18 protein-coding genes are annotated in these 19,535 nt (G+C 67.3%); 14 read left to right on the plus strand and 4 right to left on the minus strand.

Annotated elements, in window-relative coordinates; translation table 11 throughout:
* The first annotated feature begins 192 nt into the window (after nucleotides 1-192).
* From QZZ33_RS12210 to QZZ33_RS12240, 7 genes are all read left to right on the plus strand, one after another.
* Entirely contained in the window at nucleotides 193-813 is a 621-nt protein-coding gene (locus QZZ33_RS12210) for a YdeI/OmpD-associated family protein (RefSeq protein WP_291380315.1), read from the plus strand.
* 262 nt (nucleotides 814-1,075) lie between these two features.
* On the plus strand, nucleotides 1,076-1,993 hold the full coding sequence (locus QZZ33_RS12215; protein ID WP_291380316.1) for a hypothetical protein: 918 nt from the start codon (nucleotides 1,076-1,078) through the stop codon (nucleotides 1,991-1,993).
* A gap of 63 nt (nucleotides 1,994-2,056) precedes the next feature.
* On the plus strand, nucleotides 2,057-3,067 hold the full coding sequence (locus QZZ33_RS12220) for a DUF1648 domain-containing protein (RefSeq protein ID WP_291380317.1): 1,011 nt from the start codon (nucleotides 2,057-2,059) through the stop codon (nucleotides 3,065-3,067).
* 3 nt (nucleotides 3,068-3,070) lie between these two features.
* On the plus strand, nucleotides 3,071-3,433 hold the full coding sequence (locus QZZ33_RS12225; protein ID WP_291380318.1) for a GntR family transcriptional regulator: 363 nt from the start codon (nucleotides 3,071-3,073) through the stop codon (nucleotides 3,431-3,433).
* Between the two features lie 62 nt (nucleotides 3,434-3,495).
* Nucleotides 3,496-4,230, plus strand: coding sequence for an SDR family NAD(P)-dependent oxidoreductase (locus QZZ33_RS12230; RefSeq protein ID WP_291380319.1), 735 nt, complete (start codon nucleotides 3,496-3,498; stop codon nucleotides 4,228-4,230).
* 88 nt (nucleotides 4,231-4,318) lie between these two features.
* On the plus strand, nucleotides 4,319-4,681 hold the full coding sequence (locus QZZ33_RS12235) for a metalloregulator ArsR/SmtB family transcription factor (RefSeq protein WP_291380320.1): 363 nt from the start codon (nucleotides 4,319-4,321) through the stop codon (nucleotides 4,679-4,681).
* Nucleotides 4,681-6,363: a SulP family inorganic anion transporter gene (locus tag QZZ33_RS12240; protein WP_291380321.1), complete on the plus strand. Its 1,683-nt coding sequence runs from the start codon at nucleotides 4,681-4,683 to the stop codon at nucleotides 6,361-6,363. The genes QZZ33_RS12235 and QZZ33_RS12240 overlap by 1 nt, the downstream gene beginning before the upstream one ends.
* On the opposite strand, the gene QZZ33_RS12245 is transcribed toward QZZ33_RS12240, so the two are convergent.
* Nucleotides 6,360-7,397: an ornithine cyclodeaminase gene (locus QZZ33_RS12245; RefSeq protein ID WP_291380322.1), complete on the minus strand. Its 1,038-nt coding sequence runs from the start codon at nucleotides 7,395-7,397 to the stop codon at nucleotides 6,360-6,362. The genes QZZ33_RS12240 and QZZ33_RS12245 overlap by 4 nt on opposite strands.
* Before the next feature lie 166 nt (nucleotides 7,398-7,563).
* Between QZZ33_RS12245 and QZZ33_RS12250 the strand changes: the two genes are divergently transcribed.
* The gene (locus QZZ33_RS12250) at nucleotides 7,564-8,007 is read left to right on the plus strand and encodes an Lrp/AsnC family transcriptional regulator (protein WP_291380323.1); all 444 of its coding nucleotides are present in this window, start codon (nucleotides 7,564-7,566) and stop codon (nucleotides 8,005-8,007) included.
* Nucleotides 8,008-8,019: 12 nt separating this feature from the next.
* Here QZZ33_RS12250 and QZZ33_RS12255 read toward each other — a convergent pair whose 3' ends face one another.
* Nucleotides 8,020-9,501: a phospholipid carrier-dependent glycosyltransferase gene (locus tag QZZ33_RS12255; RefSeq protein ID WP_291380324.1), complete on the minus strand. Its 1,482-nt coding sequence runs from the start codon at nucleotides 9,499-9,501 to the stop codon at nucleotides 8,020-8,022.
* Between the two features lie 69 nt (nucleotides 9,502-9,570).
* Here QZZ33_RS12255 and rsmI point away from each other — a divergent pair, with 69 nt between their 5' ends.
* A complete protein-coding gene (rsmI, locus tag QZZ33_RS12260; RefSeq protein WP_291380325.1) occupies nucleotides 9,571-10,410 on the plus strand; it encodes a 16S rRNA (cytidine(1402)-2'-O)-methyltransferase in 840 nt (279 codons plus the stop codon).
* Nucleotides 10,411-10,438: 28 nt separating this feature from the next.
* Here rsmI and QZZ33_RS12265 read toward each other — a convergent pair whose 3' ends face one another.
* Together QZZ33_RS12265 and QZZ33_RS12270 are read right to left on the minus strand one after the other, a co-directional pair.
* Entirely contained in the window at nucleotides 10,439-12,013 is a 1,575-nt protein-coding gene (locus QZZ33_RS12265) for a hypothetical protein (RefSeq protein WP_291380326.1), read from the minus strand.
* Nucleotides 12,014-12,033: 20 nt separating this feature from the next.
* Nucleotides 12,034-14,157, minus strand: coding sequence for a DUF3352 domain-containing protein (locus QZZ33_RS12270; protein ID WP_291380327.1), 2,124 nt, complete (start codon nucleotides 14,155-14,157; stop codon nucleotides 12,034-12,036).
* A 167-nt stretch (nucleotides 14,158-14,324) separates the two neighbouring features.
* On the opposite strand from QZZ33_RS12270, the gene metG reads away from it, so the two are divergent.
* The 5 genes from metG to QZZ33_RS12295 form a co-directional block, all read left to right on the plus strand.
* Nucleotides 14,325-16,118, plus strand: a complete 1,794-nt coding sequence (gene metG / locus QZZ33_RS12275) for a methionine--tRNA ligase (RefSeq protein WP_291380329.1) — start codon at nucleotides 14,325-14,327, stop codon at nucleotides 16,116-16,118.
* Nucleotides 16,115-16,966: a TatD family hydrolase gene (locus QZZ33_RS12280; protein WP_291380330.1), complete on the plus strand. Its 852-nt coding sequence runs from the start codon at nucleotides 16,115-16,117 to the stop codon at nucleotides 16,964-16,966. The genes metG and QZZ33_RS12280 overlap by 4 nt, the downstream gene beginning before the upstream one ends.
* A gap of 102 nt (nucleotides 16,967-17,068) precedes the next feature.
* Nucleotides 17,069-17,863 (plus strand): G5 domain-containing protein, encoded by a 795-nt coding sequence (locus QZZ33_RS12285; protein ID WP_291380332.1) that lies wholly within the window; start codon nucleotides 17,069-17,071, stop codon nucleotides 17,861-17,863.
* 15 nt (nucleotides 17,864-17,878) lie between these two features.
* The gene (rsmA, locus tag QZZ33_RS12290; RefSeq protein WP_291380335.1) at nucleotides 17,879-18,727 is read left to right on the plus strand and encodes a 16S rRNA (adenine(1518)-N(6)/adenine(1519)-N(6))-dimethyltransferase RsmA; all 849 of its coding nucleotides are present in this window, start codon (nucleotides 17,879-17,881) and stop codon (nucleotides 18,725-18,727) included.
* The coding region (locus QZZ33_RS12295) for a 4-(cytidine 5'-diphospho)-2-C-methyl-D-erythritol kinase (RefSeq protein ID WP_291380334.1) at nucleotides 18,724-19,535 on the plus strand (812 nt) is incomplete at its 3' end. The genes rsmA and QZZ33_RS12295, both read left to right, overlap by 4 nt.

Here is a 19,535-nt window from a genome sequence, read left to right on the forward strand (position 1 = left end):
GCGCGTCTCGTTCGCAATGAGAAGGTCAGGGGTTCGATTCCCCTCAGCTCCACCACTGAAGGGCCGTCCGGGAGGGCGGCCTTTCGTCATGTCGGGTTCAACGGGTGGCGATGCTCCGCGCGGGCGAGGTGACGATCCGTCTCGCGTGCGGTCCCCGGGTGCGATGTCGGCGGCGCATGCGACGATGCCCGCATGGCCATGTCACCTCCGCCTGGACCAGCGTCAGACCACCCCGCGACCTGGAAGTTCGACTACCCGGTCTTCCATGCCGAGACGCGGGCGCAGTGGCGGGCATGGCTGATGGATCACCACGAGTCCGAGCGTGGCGTGTGGTTGTGCTCCTGGCGCACCGGGAATGGTGGGCCACGTTGCCCGTATCCCGAGGCGGTGGAGGAGGCGATCAGTTTCGGGTGGATTGATTCCACCACCACCGTGCTCGATGAGGATCGCGGTTTGCAGCTCTTCACGCCGCGCAGGGCAAAGAGTCAGTGGACGCGCCTGAACCGCCAACGTGCAGCCGAGATCGAGGATCGCGGCCTCATGACCGACGCAGGCAGGCGCGCCATCGCCACAGCGAAGGCGAACGGCTGGTGGACCATCTCGGATCAGGTCGAGGACCTCGAGGAGCCGCCTGACCTGCAGGCGGCGCTGAGCCACGAGCCAGGCGCGCGGGCCGCGTGGGACGGCTTTCCTCCGAGCGCCCGCAAGCAAATGCTGTGGTGGATCGTCAGCGCCGCGAGGGAGGACACACGCGCCAAGCGCGTCGCCCACGTGGTGGCAGAAGCCGCGAACGGTCGGCGCGCCCGCGGCTGACTCCCCGCGAACTTGCTGTCGCAAGGCGCCCCTAAGCCGAGTGTGCCGCATATCACCCCACGCGCGTCGGCTGGACCCGCGGCGGGCGCCCCCGTCTACCCCGAGGCAAAACCCCTGCTAGGTGTGCTGATGCAGCCACGTCCAGCGAGCATCAGGCGCCCCGCGGCGCGGTGGGCACATGGGACAAGCGGGACAATTGCGTCCTCCTGCCGCATTCATCACAACCGCGCACCTCCTCGGTTCAGTACCCGATGGGGAACACATGAGGATTCGCGTTCGCAAAGCATCGACCCTGTCCATGGCGACGGCAGCCCTGGCTGCTCTCGCCCTGGGCTTTTCCACGCCGACCGTGGGCGCCGTCCCTGCCCCTGGCCTGCGTGCAGAACACGTGCCCACGTGGTGGTACCAGACTCAAGCCCTGCCTGAGGTCAAGGTGGACCTCGCGAGCGTGAAGGCCCTGATGGACGTCAAGGTGGACCTGCGCATCCAGGTGCGCGTCGCGGACGAACTGTTCGCCTCGTCTGAGGGGAAGGCAACGGTCGAGGCGCGCCGGGCCCTCGCTGCAGAACGTAACCGCGCCTACACCGCGGTGCTGTTCGCAGACGAGCCAGAAGAGGTGTCGGCGGTGGCCGAACAGTTTGCTCCCGCGCTCGTGTTGGTCACAGAAGAGGTGGCCGCGTGGGAGAAGGCCGAGGCCGAGCGTAAGGCGGAGGAGGCGCGCAAGGCCCGCGAGGCTGCCGAGCGGGCGGCCGCAGCCAACGCGAGCCGCTCGTCTGGCGGAAGCTCCGGCGGAGGTTCGGGGCAGACCCCCAAGCAGTACCTCAACGCCGTGGCGGCCGCCTACGGAACCAGCGTCTCCTGGTCAACGTCGGCGTGCGGGCGCTCCAGCAGTTGGGTCTCCGGTTGCTATACGGGCGGCTCGACCGTGACGGTCACCACCAACGCCTACGACTCGTGGAGCCGCGCCAAGGGCGAGGGCCGCAACGTCGTCATCCATGAGGCGGCCCACTACCTCACCCGCCAGCAATGCGGCACGGTCTACGTGGGCGGCGATCGGTTCGAGAACGTCACCGACGCCTACGCGGTGCTGCTGGGCGCGGGCGGGACCACCGGCTACGGCTACAACAGCGCGGACATGGAACTGGCCAAGGCGCTCAAGGCAGGCAGGTGCGAGCTCTAGTCGCGCACTCTTCTCAAGTGTTATAGTTTTTATAGAACAGTTGCACTTGAGAGGGACTCGACCATGACTTCACCCACGCCCACAGGCGTCGTCAGCCGCTACGTACTGGTGGCGCTCGCCATCCCTGCCGTCCTCACCGCCGCCGCGCTCGTTCTTCAGGGCGCATGGCTCGGCGACCTGCCGGACCCTGCGGCGACACACTGGGGGCCAGGCGGCGTACCAGACGGCTTCGGCTCGCCCTGGACGTTCCTCGCCTTCACCGCAGGGTTCGGCCTGGGGCTGCCAGCGATGGTCGCCGCCACCACATTGCCGATGTTGCGTCGCGGCGCACGTGGCGGCACCTTCCGCTTCATGGCGTCGTTCGCGCTCGGGATCTCGGCGTTCAGCGTCACCCTCAACACGTTCTCGGTTGGCCTGCAACGGGACCTCGCTACCGGGACGGATGCTCCCGACATCGGGCCGGCAATGCTCGCGGCGTTCGCCATTGGCGGGGTCGCAGGGACCGCAGGCTGGTTCCTGCAGCCGCATCAACGCGCCGAACGCCCCGAGTGGGAGGCCACCGCACACATGGAGATCGCCCCGGGCGAGCGCGTGGTGTGGATGCGCACGGCAACGATCGCGCGCTGGGGAGTGCTCGTCCTGGGCGGGGCTGGAGTGGCGGTAGGCGCCGGGGCAATCACCGCGTGGGTCACCGGCGCACTGCTGGCCGCGTGGATTCTGGCCGGCTCGCTCGCCTTCTTGGCGTTCGCAGCGGCCATCGCGACGGTATTCCACATCCGGATAGACGACGACGGCCTCACCGCGGTCGCGGCGCTCGGCTTCCCGAAGTTGCGGGTGCCACTTGACGACGTGGCCGACGTTGGCGTCGCCCCCGTCAACGGCTTCGCGGAGTTTGGCGGCTATGGCTTGCGCTCGCGCCCTGGCGCTACCGGCATCGTGTTGCGCAACTCGGACGCCCTCCAGGTGACGCGCAAGGACGGGAAGCGGATTGTGGTGACGGTGGACGACGCGGACACCGCCGCGTCCGTGCTCACCGCCTTGGCCGCCAGGGCGTCGTCCGGCAAGGGCGCCTGACCGGTGCTGGTGCGCATCGATCCCGGTAGCGACGTCCCGATCTTCGATCAGGTCGCCGGATCGATTCGAGCCGACATGGTGGCGGGCCACATTCGCCCGGGCGACAAGCTGGCGCCGGCCCGAGAACTCGCCGCGTCGCTGCAGGTGAATCTCCATACGGTGCTGCGCGCCTACCAGTTGTTGCGCGAGGAGGGCCTGGTGGACATGCGCAGGGGCAGGGGAGCGGTCGCCACGCCCGCCGCGGCAACCCTCGGCGAACTGCGATCCGAGATTGTGGAGCTTTCCCGCAAGGCGCGTGCCCTGGGGATGCCGCCAGACGCGCTCGCGGCGCTCGTGCGGGACAGCCTCCGCCTCGACGCAGACTAGACGAGCGCCTGCGCGAGCGGCAGGCTGGTCACCGTCACACCTTCGCGATAGGAGAACAAGCCATGCCTCAGCGCACAGCCGTCGTCACAGGAGCCTCGAGCGGCATCGGCGCCGCGACCGCGCGGCTGCTCGCACAGCAGGGCTGGCACGTGGTGGTGGGCGCGCGGCGTGTGGACAGGCTTGAGGCGCTCGCGGCCGAGATCGGCGGCACCGCTCACGCGCTGGACGTCACCGACCAGGCCTCGGTGGACGCGTTTTGCGAGGCCGTGGGGCCGTGCCACCTGCTGGTCAACAATGCCGGCGGGGCCTTGGGAACCACGTCGGTGGCCGAGGCGGACGACGCCGAATGGCTGCGGATGTTCGAGATGAACGTCATGGGCACGCTGCGTCTCACACGCGCGCTGCTGCCCCAGCTCATCGCGTCCGGCGACGGCCAGGTGATCTCGATCGGCTCCATCGCGGCGCTCGAGCCATACCCCGGCGGCGCGGGCTACAACGCGGCCAAGCACGCGGTCAAGGCGCTCACGCGGGTGCTGCGGCTGGAGATGAAGGGCCGGCCGATCAGGGTGTGTGAGATTGACCCGGGGCTGGTGGAGACCGAGTTCTCGCTGGTGCGCTTTTTCGGTGACCAAGAGCGGGCGGACAAGGTCTATGAGGGAATGACCCCTTTGACGGCCGACGATGTGGCGGAGGCCATCGCGTGGGTCGCCTCGCGACCTGCGCATGTCAACATCGATCAGTTGCTCATCATGCCGCGCGACCAGGTGTCCGCCCAGGTGGTGCACCGCACCGTCTGACGCGGGCCCTCCCGCTGGCGTGGTGTTCGCGCCCCTTGACTTGCGGATATGCTGAATCCAGCAAGTCGAGAAATACGGAGAGGGTGCGATGCACGACCAGCCGCTGTACGAGATCAAGGCAGACCTGTTCAGGGGCCTCGCGCACCCCTTGAGAATCCGCATCCTGGAACTTGTGACGGCGGAGCCAGAGGTTCCCGTCTCCGCCATCATCGAGGACACCGGCCTGAAGCCCTCCAACCTCTCGCAGCACCTGGCCGTGTTGCGCCGCTACGGACTGCTCACGTCTGAACGCCGCGGCAGCCAGGTCTACTGCCGAGCCGCAGACCCAGGAGTCGGCGAACTGCTCGCCGCCGCCAGAACCGTGCTGTCCCGCACCCTCGACGCGCGCCATCGCCTGGCGGAGGGCCTCGACCAGACGCCCGCCCCCGCCGTCGCGTCTGCAAGCGAGTGATGAGCAAGGCGCGACTGCGCACCCTGCTTCCCAGCCGAGCCGACTACTCGCAACTGCGCACCACCTGGAAGGGCGACGTGATCGCCGGCGTCACCGTCGGCATCGTCGCCCTACCCTTGGCGCTCGCCTTTGGAGTGACGTCGGGAGCCGGCGCTGCGGCTGGACTCGTCACGGCCATCGTGGCCGGACTCGTCGCGGGAGTCTTCGGAGGATCAAACATCCAGGTGTCCGGCCCCACGGGCGCCATGGTCGTTGTGCTCGCGCCCATCATCACCGCCAACGGCGTGGCCGCGCTCGCCGTCGTGAGCGCGATGGCCGGCGTGTTCGTGCTGGTCGCCGGGTTTCTCCGGCTTGGCCGCGCCGTGGCCGCGATCCCGTGGCCGGTGATCGAGGGCTTCACCCTTGGCATCGCCATCATCATCTTTCTCCAGCAGGTCCCCGGCGCCCTCGGCATCACCTCGACGCGTCACGGCCCCAACGCCGTCATCGAGGCTGCGCACGCCATCGCCGACGCTCAGGGCGGCAGCGCCGTCTGGTCACTGGGCATCGTCGCTGGGGTGGCGGCGGTGACGCTCGGCTTCTCCCTGTGGGCGCCGCGCATCCCCGGCTCGATCCTCGCGGTGGTCGCGGCGACAATCGTGGCCGCAGTGGCGCACGCGCCCGTCGCGCTCATCGGCGCGCTTCCCGCTGGCCTTCCCGCACCGTCCGTGCCTCACGTGAGCCTTGAGCTGGCGAGCCAGCTCATCGTGCCGGCCGCGACCGTCGCCGCCCTCGCCGCCATCGAGTCGCTGCTGTCCGCCCGCGTCGCCTCGGCACACTCGAACACGGGGCCGTACGACGCGGATCGCGAACTGGTGGGTCAGGGCCTCGCCTCCGTCGCGTCGGGATTCTTTGGCGGCATGCCAGCGACAGGCGCGATTGCCCGTACGGCCGTCAACGTCCGCTCCGGCGGCCGCACCCGGCTGGCCGCTGTGGTGCACTCGGTCGCTCTACTGCTCATCGTGTCGGTGGGCGCCACGCTGGTGGACAACATCCCCTTGGCGGCGTTGGCCGGCGTGCTCATGGTCACGGCGGCGCGCATGGTGCCGCGACGCACCATCACCGCGGTGTTCCGCTCCTCGCGCTCGAGCGCGCTGCTGTTCGTGATCACCGCCGTGGTGACGGTGAGCGTCGACCTCATCTACGCGGTGGGCGTTGGGCTGATTGCGGCGGCGTTCTTCGCCCTGCGGGCGCTCGCCGCCACCGCAGGCGTGCACCGCGAGGAGCTCCCTGCACCGAGCGTGCCTGGGGACGAGGGCATCGCGGTGTTCCGCATCGACGGGGCGCTGTTCTTTGCCGCCGCCGAGCGAGTCCAGGAGCGCGTGATGGCCATCGACGGGGTCTCCGTGGTGATCCTGCGCCTGTCGCAACTGCAGTTGCTCGATGCCACGGGCGCGCAGGTACTGGTCGAGATCGTCGAATCACTCGAGGCGCGCGGCGTCACCGTGCTGATCAAGGGCGTGCAGGAGCGGCACCTCGCGCAAGTGCGGCGCGCAGGGGTGATCCAGGCGCTGCGTCACCATCACCACCTCTTTGATCACCTCTACGAGGCGATCGACCACGCCCGCGCCCACGTGGCGCGGAGCGAAGCGGCCGACGACGTGGTTGCCGGCGCGGTCGATAAGGGCGGTCAGCGCTCCTAACGGCGAGTGTGGGTCAACGCGGGCGCCGCGATCAACGAGAACAGGTCCTTGGGGTCTGCCGGTGACGTGATCAGGTCGAGTTCGCCTGCAAAGCGGGTACCGGTGACGTCATCCCGCACGTAGGCGAGCGCCACGAAGTCCTCGATCGCAAAGCCCACGGAGTCGAAGAGCGTGATCTCCGCGTCGTCCGTACGGCCGGGAATCTCCCCGGCGACCACGCGCCACAGCGCCTCGACAGGGTGCGTCGCAGGCACCTGCTGGATCTCTCCCTCGATGCGCGTCTGGGGCTCGTGCTCGACAAAGATGCGGGCGCGGTGCAGGGTCTCGGCGTCCAGTTCCGTCTTGCCAGGGCAGTCGCCGCCGATGGCGTTGAGGTGCACGCCAGGGCGGACCGCCGCGTCGGTGAGTACCGTCGCGTTGGTCTTGTCGGCGGTGCACGTGGTGATGATGTCCGCGCCAGCCGCAGCGTCGTCCGCGCTGGTCGCCCGGTAGATGTCGACGCCAAAGCCAGCCATATTGCGCTCGTACTTGTCCATGGCGGCGCCGTCGACGTCCCAGATGCGCACGGAGTCCACACCGATGATGGCGCGCATCGCGAGCGTCTGGAACTCGGACTGGCTGCCGGTGCCGATCAGGGCCAGCACGCGCGAGTCCGGCCGTGCCAGGTAGCGCGCGGCCATCGCCGACGTTGCCGCGGTGCGCAGCGCGGTGAGCAGGTTCATCTCCGCGACCATGAGCGGGTAGCCGGTCGCCACGTCGGCGTAGACGCCAAAGCCTGCGACCGTCTGGAGCCCCATGGCGGGGTTGGAGGGGTGGCCGTTGACGTACTTGAACGCGTAGTGCACGCCGTCGGAGGTGGGCATGAGTTCGATGACGCCGTGCTTGGAATGCGAAGCGACGCGCGGTTCACGTTCAAAGTCCAACCAGCGGGAGAAGGCCTGTTCCATGCGTTCCACCAGGTCAACGATGATGGGCTCGACGCCACGTTCGCCGATCCACTCGCGCATGCGGGGGGCATCTACATACAGGACCATGGGGACTCCTCTCGTGGCGCGCTGGGGCGGCGCGCGGTACTCGTCGTGCGGGGACCTCTTGCGGACAGGATGTCAACAAAGTCGTGCACGAATACGATAGATCGCGCGAGATGCGGGCGTCCGTAGCATGCTCTGTGCAAGAATCAAGCGTGTGGGGAGGCGTGACATGACAATCGACAACCTGGATCGACTGATCATCGACGAGCTCAGAGTGGACGGCCGCGCCAGCCTCGCGGACATCGGGCAGCGCGTGGGCTTGTCGCCCTCCGCCGTCAAGCGACGCATCGACCGCATGACCGCGGAGGGTGTGATCAGGGGTTTTAGCGTCCGACTCGATCCCACGGTGGACGGCCAGGCCATCGAGGCGATCGTGGAACTGTTCTGTACAGGCACCGTCGCCCCCGCGGAATTGAGACGCATCTTGGGTGGCAACCCCCACGTGGTGGAGGCGTGGACCGTCACCGGATCGGCCGACGCTTTGGTGCGCATGCGCGCGGCCACCATGACGGATCTTGAGGATGCGCTCGAGACGATCAGGCTGGCCCGTCAGGTGGACAACACCCGTAGCGCCTTGGTGTTGTCGCGATTGGTCGAAAACCCCGGCGCCTGAAGCCGCGCGTGACTACCAGGTGGGCAGCCACACGTGGATGTCGCGGTACCAGTCGGGAATCGACTGGCCCGTCCACACGGGGTAGAAGAACGCCGACACAGCGAGGGTCGCCACCAAGAACCATCCCACGGCTAGCCCCCGCCGTCGCGAGAACCGCCCCTCGAGCGCGTCTGGCTGCGCGAGCCGTTGGAGCGCCCACGTGAGTGTCATCACCACGAACGGCGCCATCGTGACCGCGTAGAACGTGAAGATCGTGCGATGCGCGAAGGGAACCCACGGCAGCCATGACGCGAACGTGCCTGCGGCCAGCACCATGCCAAGCACATCCCGGCGGACCATGAACCGCCAGATGGCGTAGCACAGTGCCGCCAGCCCCGCCCACCAGATGAGGGGATTGCCCACAGACGTGATCGCCTGCACGCAACCGTCGCCCATGCAGTCTGCGTCCTCGACCCGCTCAAAGTAGAAGGACGTGGGACGGAACTGGATGATCCACCCGCTCGGGTGCGACTCCCACGGGTGAGGGCTGTTCAGATCCTTGTGGAAGTCGTACATCGAGACGTGATAGCTCCACAGGGAGCGCAAGGGAGCGGGCAGCCACGTGACGCCCTCGCCAGGGTTGCTCTCCGCCCAATGGCGGCGGTAAGAGCCGTCCGTGGCAAACCAGTTGGCCCACTGGGCGATGTACACCGCGGGAAGGATGATGAGCGTCGCCGCGAGTCCGGGAAGTGCGTTGCGCAACGCGGTGGCCGATAGCCAGTGCCGATACCCGGCCGCCCTGCGATCGGCGGCGTCCAGGAGCACAAAGAGCACCATGAACGCGGCCGCAAAGTACAGCCCCGACCACTTCACTCCGGCGGCCAGGCCGAACGTCACCAATGCGGCGAGCCGCCACCATCTGATGCCCACCCGGGGCCCAAAGCCGCCCACGGTGTCGGCCGGGTGAGAGTCGTAGATGCGCTGCGCCCGCCAGCGATCGAGCCACAGCAATGCGAAGCCGGCGACCACAAAGAAGGCGAGGAAGACGTCGAGAATCGCGGTGCGCGACATCGTGATGTGCACCCCATCGACGGCGAGCAACACTCCCGCCACGCCTCCCCAGAGAGTGGACCTTGTGATGCGACGCATCAGCAGTGCCACGATCAACACGGTCGCGGTGCCGAGCAGCGCGCCAGCGAAGCGCCAGCCGAAGGGACCGTTGCCGAACATCCTCATCCCGGCGGCGATCAGCAGCTTGCCGACCATCGGATGGACGATGTAGTCGCTTTCCGTCTTGAGATCGGAGTAGTCGCCCTGAACAAAGCGGCCCTCGTCGTCTCCCCAGTCGCCCTCGTAGCCGAAGGTCAGCAGCGAGTAAGCGCCGCGGACGTAGTACACCTCGTCAAACACCAGCGCCTTCGGATGGCTCAGATCGGCGAAGCGCAGCAATGCCGCCAGGCCAGTGACGGCCGTGGCCATGGCGGTCGCGCGCCAGCGCCACAGGGTCCCGATCACGGCAAGAGCCTAGCCGCCGTCAGCGTCGCGACGCGCAGCAATGGCCGCGCCGTGTGCCAGTCTGGACTCATGCCAGGCCGCCTCATCCTTGCCGCCACCCCCATCGGCAACGTCGGCGACGGCAGCGCGAGGCTGTGGGAGGCGCTCGCAACGGCCGACGTCGTGGCGGCGGAGGACACTCGCGTCACCAAGGAATTGGCGATGCGCGCACAGATCCGCTTGGGCGGCGACCTGATCGCGCTGCACGAGCACAACGAGGGCCGCGTGGCGCCCCGGCTCGTGGACAGGGTGCTCGCCGGGGAGACCGTCGTGGTGGTGTCCGACGCGGGCATGCCGTTGGTGTCAGACCCCGGCTACCGGCTGCTCACCGCGGCCATCGCTGCCGACGCTCCCATCGAGGTGCTTCCTGGCCCGTCTGCGCCGCTCGCCGCACTCGCGCTGTCCGGCCTGCCCACCGATAGGTTCGCGTTCGAGGGCTTCCCGCCGCGCAAGGACGGTGAAAAGGCATCCGCGCTGGCGGAACTCGCCGCCGAGCAGCGCACTCTCATCTTCTTCGAGTCTCCGCACCGGGTCGCCGCGACCCTCCAGGCGATGGTCGAAGCCTTCGGCGAGGACCGTCAGGCATCGGTGTCGAGAGAGATCACCAAGCGCTACGAGCAGACGCGCAGGGGTCCGCTCGCGGAGCTGGCCGCCTGGGCGGCCGCGGAAGAGCCCCGGGGCGAGATCGCGATTGTGGTCGCCGGGCGCCCTGCGCAGGCCCCCACCCTCGATCGCCTCGTCGCTGAGGCGCTCACGCGCGTGGACGACGGTGAGCGCGCCAAGGCAGTGGTGGCGGACCTGGCCGCCACCTTCGGGGTGCCGCAACGCGACCTGTACGCAGCGGTGGTGGCGGCACGTAGCGACCGCTGACGGGGGGTGTCAGCGGCCGCTACCAGCCCTAAGCGTTGCGCTTTGCGATCTGGGCGTCAACAGCAGGTTCGCCCAGTTGACCCATCCAATCGAGCAACTCGGGGTACGCCGACGGGTTGGCGGCTACCACGGGACGCAGTTCAGGGACGGTGGTCGCGATCTCGTGCAGCGCTTGAGCCGAGGTCGCGGGGTCAGCCGCTTCGTCGGCCCGGGGGTGCGACGGAGCCTCAGGCGCTGGCGCCTCCGCCGGGGCGGCCTCTGCCGCGGCGGGAGCCGCTGGAGGTGCGGGCGGCACGGGAGGCACTGGAGCCGCAGGTGAGGCGGCTGCAGGCGATGCTGAAGCCTCCACCTTGGGCTTTGCGGAGTCGCTGCGCGACGACAACGCCAGCAACGTGATGATCGCCAGCGGGAGCCCGATGTGCAGCACGATGTCGAGCCTGGCGATGTCAGAGATCTTGTTCACGAGCACCAGCGACACGATGCCGATGATGATCGTGCCACCGACCACGGCGATCGCCATCATGCGCGCGCCAGCAAAGTTCTGACGCAAGAACGTGGTGGCCACGAGCACGGCGGCGGCGATCAGGATCTGGGTCACGATGTAGCCAATGGCAACACCGGTCGAGACGGGCTCGTCCCCAATCAGCCTCAGAATCGTCATGATGACGACGGCACCAGCAATCCCAGCGATCACGAGCATCAGGAAGGTCGCGGCGCGTGTGTCGCGTTCCGCTCGTGCCGCGGGCTTCATGCCAGAGCGCACCAGGGGGGAGGAGATGAGGGCGCCCAACGCCAAGAACGGCACCAGGTTCAGGGCGGGATTGTTGAAGGACTCGATGCCGAGCGTCGACATGTCCCAGTCGGTCCACCAGTCGATCACGGCGGTGCCCAGAAGCGCGAGCGCGCCCGCGAGGACGGCGACACGCGCGGCCGCGCTTCGCAAGAAGAGCCCGAGCGTCGTGGCAGCGAGGCCGACAAGAATGATCAGCACCGAGATGACGGCCATGGCGAGGATGTTGCCTGGAGCGTCGCGGTAGCCAACGGCTACCTTGATGAGGTTGAGGAACGACAGCACGGTCCACAAGGCGGCGAGCCCTACCGCGCCTTGACGCATGGCGAATACTTGCCAGCCGGCCAGGGACTCGGTCTCGCTGTGGCGCGGCATCCCGGCGAGGATCGCGCCAGCGAGGCCAAACGCCATTGCTGCGCCGATGCCGCCACCGAGGTACCAATCATCCGTGCCCTTCGACGCATCGATGAGCAGGTAGATGACCACCACGAGTACGTAGGGAACGTTGGCCGCCCCACGAATCATCGAAGCCAAGCCGAGCGACACCGCAGGCCCGAAGACCTGGGCCCGAGCCAGGTAGGTCAGTGCGAGCGACAACAGGCTCAGCACGGTGACGAGCACCACGACGATGTGGTCAGTGGCACCTCGCGTGCCCGCAAAACTGTCAAGGTTCCACGGCATTGCCAACGAGGTCAGCAGCAGGATGAGGGCAATACCGTCGCGCGCGAAGTCTGATGCAGGCACGCCCGCAAAGGGATTGGGAATCGTCGCGGGAGACCCCGCAGACGTCGGTTGGGTTGGTTCGGTAGTCACGTGAATTTCCTTTCTTGGCGCTAAGCGCCCGTGTCAGATGTCAGCGTAATGCGAGTCACGGTGGTGCCGCCTGGCTGGAGGTCAAAGCTGAAGCCGACGGCCTCAAGGTCGCGCAGGATGTTCCATTGATCGTCAGTGAATTCGGCGCCTTGATCCTGAGCAGAGCGCACCAGGTCATCGATGTGTACAAACCCGATGATCTCGGCGCCGTCCGCGCGAGGCAGCGCCCTGGTGTAGGCCGAGTCCTCAGCCAACGGAGAGCTCGCGATCTCGACGAGGGTCGCGCCATAGCCACCGCGTGAGTACGCGATGCGGGAATCGTCCCTAGAGATCGTGGCGGAAATGTTGTTCTCGAAGAGCCAGTTCTCCCTGTCAACGTCCGCCACCAGAGACCTGGTCGCGTCCATGTCGTCGCTGTGCACCACCACGGCGGCGCGTGGCTCAGCACACTCGCCGTAGTAGTTGTCAATGTCATCGAGGTTGCATCGCAGTTGTCGATCGACGGCAACCACGACGCCCTCGCCAAGCGCGTCGTTCAGCCCGTCCGGCACGGAGACGTTGAGCCAGTAGTCGATGGCGTCTTCCCAATCGGCCCTGAACTGCTCCGGGTCGCCGTCCAACCACGTGAGCGACCAGAGGGCATCCTCCGGCGAGTAGAGCCCCGATGGAATCAGGGGGCCCACCACAGGCGCCGCAGTGGGGGGGAAGTCGCCGGATTGTGGCTCGGGGTCGTAGTAGCCGAAGAACGTGCCACCGAGGGGAATCGACGCAAAACTCACGGCGCCAGCGTTCGCCTGGTAGTAGCCCAGCGGGGAGATGAAGGCCTCGGCAAGCAAGCCCGCATCGCTCACCGCTACCGTCGCCATGACGTCGTCTGGAAGCGTTCCCGCAGCGCTCATGGCGCCGCCGTCGGCACTAGGGGTCGGTGCGGTGGCCGCCGTGGCCACTTGGAGCAACTCGAGCGATCCATCCGTTGCGCGCAGCACCAGGCCGTGAGAGGCATCGGCGGGGATCGCGTCGATCGTCGCGACGGTGGCGTCGCGAATCCAGTCGACGTTCTCCTGCGACATGGAGATTTCATTGGAGCCGGGTCCGGCTGCGTCGATGAGCGCCAGACGGGCCTCGAGGGCCGCTCTGGGCTGTGCCCAGACGGTCAGCAAACCGCGTGAGCCCAACTGGTCGGACATGCCCTTGAGCGCCGCAGAATCGCCGAGCGAACCGCCCGAATACAGCTCATCGATGTCCACCGTGTCTGCTGTCACGATGACGTACCCGTCTCGAGCGTGAGCGACCGGCCGGTCCCAACCGATCTCATTGATGAGGTCGTCCTCAAAGAGCTGTTGAAGCACCTCGGCGCCCTTGCCGGGGTTGGACGCCTCAATGGCCACCAGCATCTCGGAGCCCCTGGTGGTGCCGTCGTCCGTGTGAACGTAGCCGAACTGGGCGAGCGTGATGCGTGTTCCCAACCACGGCTCGATGTCCGTGGCGTAGTCGAGCGAGGTCTCCAATGGCGCCGTCTCGGACGCAAACAGCGCGTCCCATACATAGTGTTTGAAGTCCGCGCCGTAGTCGGCCTCGTCCAGCGCTCCCGCGTAGCGCTCGATGTACGCCGTGAGTCCCGGCATGTTCTCCAGAATCTCCTTCATCTCGAGCTTCTGGTTGTCAGACGGGTCTATCGACAGCTCAGCAAACCAGTAGGTGCTGGAGGGGAGGGCCTCCGCCGACTCGGTTGCCGACGCGAACCCATCGCTCATGATGTAACTGAGCGCGTACGCCCCAGCGCCGCCGAGCCCAGCTAGGCCGATCGCTCCCACGGCGATCCATGTCACGAGGCGCTTATGGGAACGGCCGGGCCTGGGGGCGATGACTTCCGCCGACTCCGACGCCGTGGCGGGCACCACCGCTGGCGCATTGGTGGCGACGGGTGCGCTGGCAACGGGGGGCTCTTGCGCCGCCCGCGCCGCCGCAGGGCCGTACTGTGCCATCCATATCCGCAGACCCTCATAACACTGAGGGTGTACATCGACAAGGGGATGCAAGTGCGGGTGCTGGGCGGCGATCGCCGAAAGGGCTGCGGCAGGTGTATCGGACTTGGCCAGAAGTCGAACGGCCTCGTCTTGTGACAGTGGCGCGGCGTTGCCCATGAGTCCCTCCCTCAGCGTCGCCCCCAGATGTGGTGGCATCCCAACTGGGGCCCACAGTATCGGCACACGGCTCGCAGGGGAACCCACGTGGCTCGGCGGCCCCCATGTGTGCGATAGGCCGTGGCGCACAGTGGGGGCATCCCCTCGCGGTCACTAGGATGAGCGGCATGTCGCGCATTCTTTCTGCTGTTGCCTGGCCGTATGCCAACGGGCCCCGCCACATCGGCCACGTCGCCGGTTTCGGTGTCCCCTCGGATGTGTTCAGCCGGTACATGCGGATGGCGGGGCACGACGTCCTGATGGTGTCGGGAACCGACGAGCACGGCACCCCAATCCTGGTCCAGTCCGAACGCGAGGGCGTGCCGCCCCAGGAGTTGGCTGACCGCTACAACCGCGTCATCGTCGAGGACCTGGTGCAATTGGGCCTCAGCTATGACCTCTTCACCCGCACCACCACTGGCAACCACTACCGCGTTGCCCAAGATCTCTTCACGGCGTGCCACAACAACGGGTACATGATCGCGAAGACCGCGCGAGGGGCCATCTCGCCCTCGAACGGTCGCACCCTGCCTGATCGCTACATCGAGGGCACGTGCCCCATCTGCTCCTACGACGGCGCTCGCGGCGACCAGTGCGACAAGTGCGGCAACCAGCTCGACGCGATCGACCTCATCGACCCCGTCTCCAAGATCAATGGGGAGACGCCTGAGTTTGTCGAGACGGAGCACTTCTTCCTCGACCTCCCTGCGCTCGCTGAGCGCCTGGGCGAGTGGCTTGAGGCCCGCCAGGGTTGGCGTCCCAACGTGCTGAACTTCTCGCTCAACCTGCTCAAGGACGTTCGCCCGCGCGCCATGACGCGGGACATCGACTGGGGCATCCCCGTGCCGCTCATGGGGTGGGACAGCAACCCCAACAAGCGCCTGTACGTATGGTTCGACGCCGTGATCGGCTACCTGAGCGCCTCGATCGAGTGGGCGCGCCGCTCGGGTGACCCAGACGCGTGGCGCAAGTGGTGGAACGACCCTGAGGCGCTGTCCTACTACTTCATGGGTAAGGACAACATCACCTTCCACTCGCAGATTTGGCCCGCCGAGTTGCTCGCGGCCAACGGCCAAGGCGCCAAGGGCGGCCGGGTCTCCGAGTTCGGGGAGCTCCAGTTGCCGACCGAGGTGGTCTCGAGCGAGTACTTGACGATGGAGTCCAACAAGTTCTCGTCCTCGCGCGGGCACGTGATCTACGTGCGCGACATGATGTCCCGCTACCAGCCAGACGCGTTGCGCTACTTCATCGCCGTGGCGGGGCCAGAGACGTCGGACGCTGACTTCACGTGGGCCGAATTCAAGCGCCGCACCAACGACGAACTGGTGGCCGGCTGGGGAAATCTGGTCAACCGCACGGCGACACTGCTGCACAAGAATGTCGGCTCGATCCCAGAGCTGACGGACCTGCAAGACATCGATACCGCCGCCCTCGACGCCTCCCAGGCCGGTTTCGACGAGGTGGGCAGGCTCATCGGCATCCACCGCCAGCGCCAGGCCGTGAGCGAGGCCATGCGCATCGTCGGCGACGCGAACAAGTACCTGGCAGACACCGCGCCGTGGAAGCTCAAGACCACGGATCCAGAGCGCATGAAGACGGTGCTGGGCGTCGCAGCGCAACTGGTGAGCGACGCCAACACCATGCTCGCGCCGTTCATGCCGCACGGCGCGCAGAAGGTGCACGAGGCGCTCGGCGGCACGGGAGTGTTTGCCCCCATGCCGCGCATCGCCGAGGTGGAAGACCTGGATATCGCTGACCGCAGCTACCCCGTGATCGAGGGCGACTACTCGGTGCAGCACAACACCTGGCACCGCAACCCCCTCGTTGCAGGCACAGTAGTGCCAGCGCCAAGCCCCATCTTCACCAAGCTTGACGACGACGTGGTGGAGGCCGAGCTCGAACGGATGCGCGCCGAGGCGTGAACGACGTCGCATGGGCAGCCCCGCCCCAGGCGCTTCCGTCGCCGGTGGTGGACAACCATTGCCACCTCGACTTCCCGTATCGCGGTGCCGAGGCGCGCACGACTGCGCACCTTCTGGACGAGGCCGCAGCGGTGGGCGTCACGCGCGCCGTACAGATCGGCTGCGACATCGAGTCCGCGCGCTGGACTGCTGAGGCCATTGAGGCCGACGTTCGCCTGGTGGGAGGGGTCGCACTTCACCCCAACGAGGCGCCGGTGCACGCCGCTGGCGAACACCCCAGTGGCCTTGACTACGACGAGGCGCTCGCCGAAATCTCGCGGTTGGCGCGCCATCCGCGAATGAGGGTCATTGGTGAGACGGGGCTCGACTACTACCGCACGGGGCCGGACGGCCGCGAGGCTCAGGTGCGGTCCTTCAGGGACCACATCGCTCTCGCCAAAGAGCTGGGCATGGTGCTGCAGATCCATGACCGCGACGCGCATGCAGACGTGCTTGACGTGTTGGAGCGCGATGGTGCCCCTCACAGCACCGTGTTCCACTGCTTCTCAGGGGACGCGGCAATGGCCCGGCTGTGTGTCCACCGCGGCTACTACCTCAGTTTTGCTGGCAACCTCACCTTCAAGAATGCGTCGGCGCTACGCGCTGCACTGGCCGTGACGCCACTCGATCGCGTGCTGGTGGAGACGGACGCGCCGTTCCTCACCCCGCACCCCCAGCGCGGTCGGGTGAACTCTCCTTCTCAAGTGGCAGCCACCATGCTCACCATCGCCGACGTGCTCGGTTGCGGGCTGGATGTGGCATGTACCACGGTCGACGCCACCTCTGAGCGCCTGTACGGGCCGTGGTGAGGCGTATACCACGAAGATCACCTATTTCCTTGGGTTTGCGCGCATGTATGCCGATGTGAGACAAAGGGGGGTTGACATGCATGTGGCCGACCTAGGGAACTCATGACGTATCGGACGCTTCCACCAGCGCCTGGCAGTCGCCGAGAGCGACGCCTGAACGCTCGCGCGCGCCTGCGTACCTATCGCCAAGTGGGCACCACCGTGGTGGTGGGTGCCGTGGCTGCCGTCACCGTGACCACCGCCGGTGCCGCCAGCATCTCCGACACCTGGCGCGACCGCGACAACACCGCGGCAGAGATCCCTGTGGCCGAGGTGAGCGCGGCAAGCGTCGATGTCGAGGTGGAGACGGTGACCACCGAGAACCCGATCGCCAATGAGGTGATCAAGACGTCGGACCCCGGAGCGATGGCTGGCTCGCAACGCGTGGTGCAAGCCGGAGCCCCAGGGGTCGAGGTCGTGAGCTACACCGTGACGACGGTGAATGGTGTGGAAATCGATCGTCTTCCCGGAATCTCGGTGCTGGTGACGCCGCCAACCGATGAGATCGTGGCCGTCGGCGCCCTCACCATCCCGCCAGCGACGGCCGTGCAGAAGGGCACCAACCGTGCGCTCGGCCAGCAGATGGCGCTCGACCTTTACGGCTGGTCCGGCGACGAGTGGGCTTGCCTCGACGAGTTGTGGAAGCGTGAGTCCGGTTGGTCGCATACAGCCGAGAACCGCTCGTCCGGCGCCTATGGCATTCCGCAGGCCCTCCCAGGCTCCAAGATGTCCACCTCAGGTGCCGACTGGCGCACCAACCCGGCTACCCAGATCAAGTGGGGCCTCGGCTACGTCAAGGGCCGGTATGCGACTCCTTGCGGCGCATGGGGTCACTTCACCGCCAAGAACTGGTACTAGCGGCCCGTGGCCACGATGCTCGGACCCTCTGAGATCCGCACCCTGGCGGCATCGCTCGGAGCGTCACCCACCAAGAAGTGGGGCCAGAACTTTGTGATCGACGCTGGCACCGTCCGGCGCATCGTCCGCATTGCGGGGGTGAAGCCGGACGACCACGTGGTGGAGATCGGCCCGGGGTTGGGATCGTTGACTCTCGCGCTGCTCGAGGCGGGGGCGCGCGTCACCGCCATCGAGATCGACCCCACGCTTGCGGACGCGTTGCCAGCCACCGTCGCCAGCCATGCGCCGGACGACGCCCACCGCCTGACCGTCATCCACGCGGACGCGATGACCGTGACGGGACTCGATGCCGAGCCCACGCTACTGGTGGCCAACCTTCCCTACAACGTGTCGGTGCCCGTGATCCTGCGGTTTCTCGAGTTCTTTCCGTCGCTCACCACCGTGCTGGTGATGGTGCAGTCGGAGGTGGCGGACAGGCTCGCGGCGCCTCCCGGGTCGCGCACATACGGCATCCCGAGCGCCAAGGCCGCCTGGTATTGCACAGTGCGTCGCGCGGGCGACGTGGGTCGCTCCGTGTTTTGGCCGGTGCCGCGCGTCGACTCTGCCCTGGTCCTGATGGAGCGCAGGGATGCGCCGCTGACCACCGCGCCACGGCGCGAGGTCTTCGCCGTGATCGACGCCGCCTTCGCGCAGCGCCGCAAGGCGCTTCGCGGCGCGCTGTCAACGATCGCCGGATCGCCAACCGCTGCGGAGGCCGCATTGCGCGCGTCAGGCATCGAGCCCCTCACCAGGGGTGAGCAACTGGACGTCGCGGCCTTCGCGCGCATTGCTGAGGCTCTGGAGAGTGCGCGGGTCGCGTCGTGACAGCGGATCTGGCTATCGAGGGAGTATCGCAGCGGCGGGTCAGGGCCAGGGCGTCCGGCAAGGTCAACCTGCAACTGTCGGTGGGGCCACGCGCCGAGGATGGCTATCACCCCCTCGCCACCGTGTTCCAGGCGGTGGACCTGTACGAGACGGTCACGGCGACCACGCGCTCGGACGGCGCCATCACGCTGAGGATGGACTGGACCCCGTCACTCGAGGACTTCGCTTCCCCTGTCCCGCTCGATGAGACGAACCTTGCCTGGAGGGCGGCCCAGGCGATCAGGGACACCTTCGGCATCGTCGACGGTGTCGACCTCCACATCCTCAAGGGTGTGCCAGTGGCTGGCGGCATGGCAGGAGGCAGCGCCGATGCCGCGGCAACACTGCTGGCGTGCGCGGAACTGTGGGACTGCGGAGTGTCGCGCCCAGATCTCCACGAGCTCGCGGTCGGGCTCGGCGCCGATGTTCCCTTCTGCCTGCTCGGCCACACAGCGATTGGCTTGGGCAGGGGAGAGCAGTTGTCCCCCGCGATGACGCACGGCGAGTTTCACTGGGTGTTCGCGCTCCAGCATGGAGGGTTGTCGACGCCCAAGGTGTTCGAGCGCTTCGACACCATGGTGGAGCTTGGCGAGATAGTTGCCGCCGCGCCAGCGGTCAATACCGAGGTGATGGCCGCGCTCATCGCTGGCGACGCCGTCAAGCTTGGCACCGCCCTCACCAACGATCTGGAGGCGCCAGCACTCGACCTGGCGCCCGGCTTGGCGGCCGTCATCGACGCGATGGACGATGCTGGCGCGCTCGGAGTGAT

It is taken from the genome of Demequina sp., assembly GCF_016278775.1.
GTDB lineage: Bacteria > Actinomycetota > Actinomycetes > Actinomycetales > Demequinaceae > Demequina.

What these genes read in the sequence shown, in the direction of transcription:
- rsmA (WP_291380335.1), top strand. Translation starts at nt 17,879, where the DNA reads ATGCTCGGACCCTCTGAGATCCGCACCCTGGCGGCATCGCTCGGAGCG.
- QZZ33_RS12235 (WP_291380320.1), top strand. Translation starts at nt 4,319, where the DNA reads ATGCACGACCAGCCGCTGTACGAGATCAAGGCAGACCTGTTCAGGGGC.
- QZZ33_RS12215 (WP_291380316.1), top strand. Translation starts at nt 1,076, where the DNA reads ATGAGGATTCGCGTTCGCAAAGCATCGACCCTGTCCATGGCGACGGCA.
- QZZ33_RS12210 (WP_291380315.1), top strand. Translation starts at nt 193, where the DNA reads ATGGCCATGTCACCTCCGCCTGGACCAGCGTCAGACCACCCCGCGACC.
- QZZ33_RS12250 (WP_291380323.1), top strand. Translation starts at nt 7,564, where the DNA reads ATGACAATCGACAACCTGGATCGACTGATCATCGACGAGCTCAGAGTG.
- QZZ33_RS12230 (WP_291380319.1), top strand. Translation starts at nt 3,496, where the DNA reads ATGCCTCAGCGCACAGCCGTCGTCACAGGAGCCTCGAGCGGCATCGGC.
- QZZ33_RS12245 (WP_291380322.1), bottom strand. Translation starts at nt 7,397, where the DNA reads ATGGTCCTGTATGTAGATGCCCCCCGCATGCGCGAGTGGATCGGCGAA.
- QZZ33_RS12285 (WP_291380332.1), top strand. Translation starts at nt 17,069, where the DNA reads ATGACGTATCGGACGCTTCCACCAGCGCCTGGCAGTCGCCGAGAGCGA.
- rsmI (WP_291380325.1), top strand. Translation starts at nt 9,571, where the DNA reads ATGCCAGGCCGCCTCATCCTTGCCGCCACCCCCATCGGCAACGTCGGC.
- QZZ33_RS12220 (WP_291380317.1), top strand. Translation starts at nt 2,057, where the DNA reads ATGACTTCACCCACGCCCACAGGCGTCGTCAGCCGCTACGTACTGGTG.
- metG (WP_291380329.1), top strand. Translation starts at nt 14,325, where the DNA reads ATGTCGCGCATTCTTTCTGCTGTTGCCTGGCCGTATGCCAACGGGCCC.
- QZZ33_RS12270 (WP_291380327.1), bottom strand. Translation starts at nt 14,157, where the DNA reads ATGGGCAACGCCGCGCCACTGTCACAAGACGAGGCCGTTCGACTTCTG.
- QZZ33_RS12240 (WP_291380321.1), top strand. Translation starts at nt 4,681, where the DNA reads ATGAGCAAGGCGCGACTGCGCACCCTGCTTCCCAGCCGAGCCGACTAC.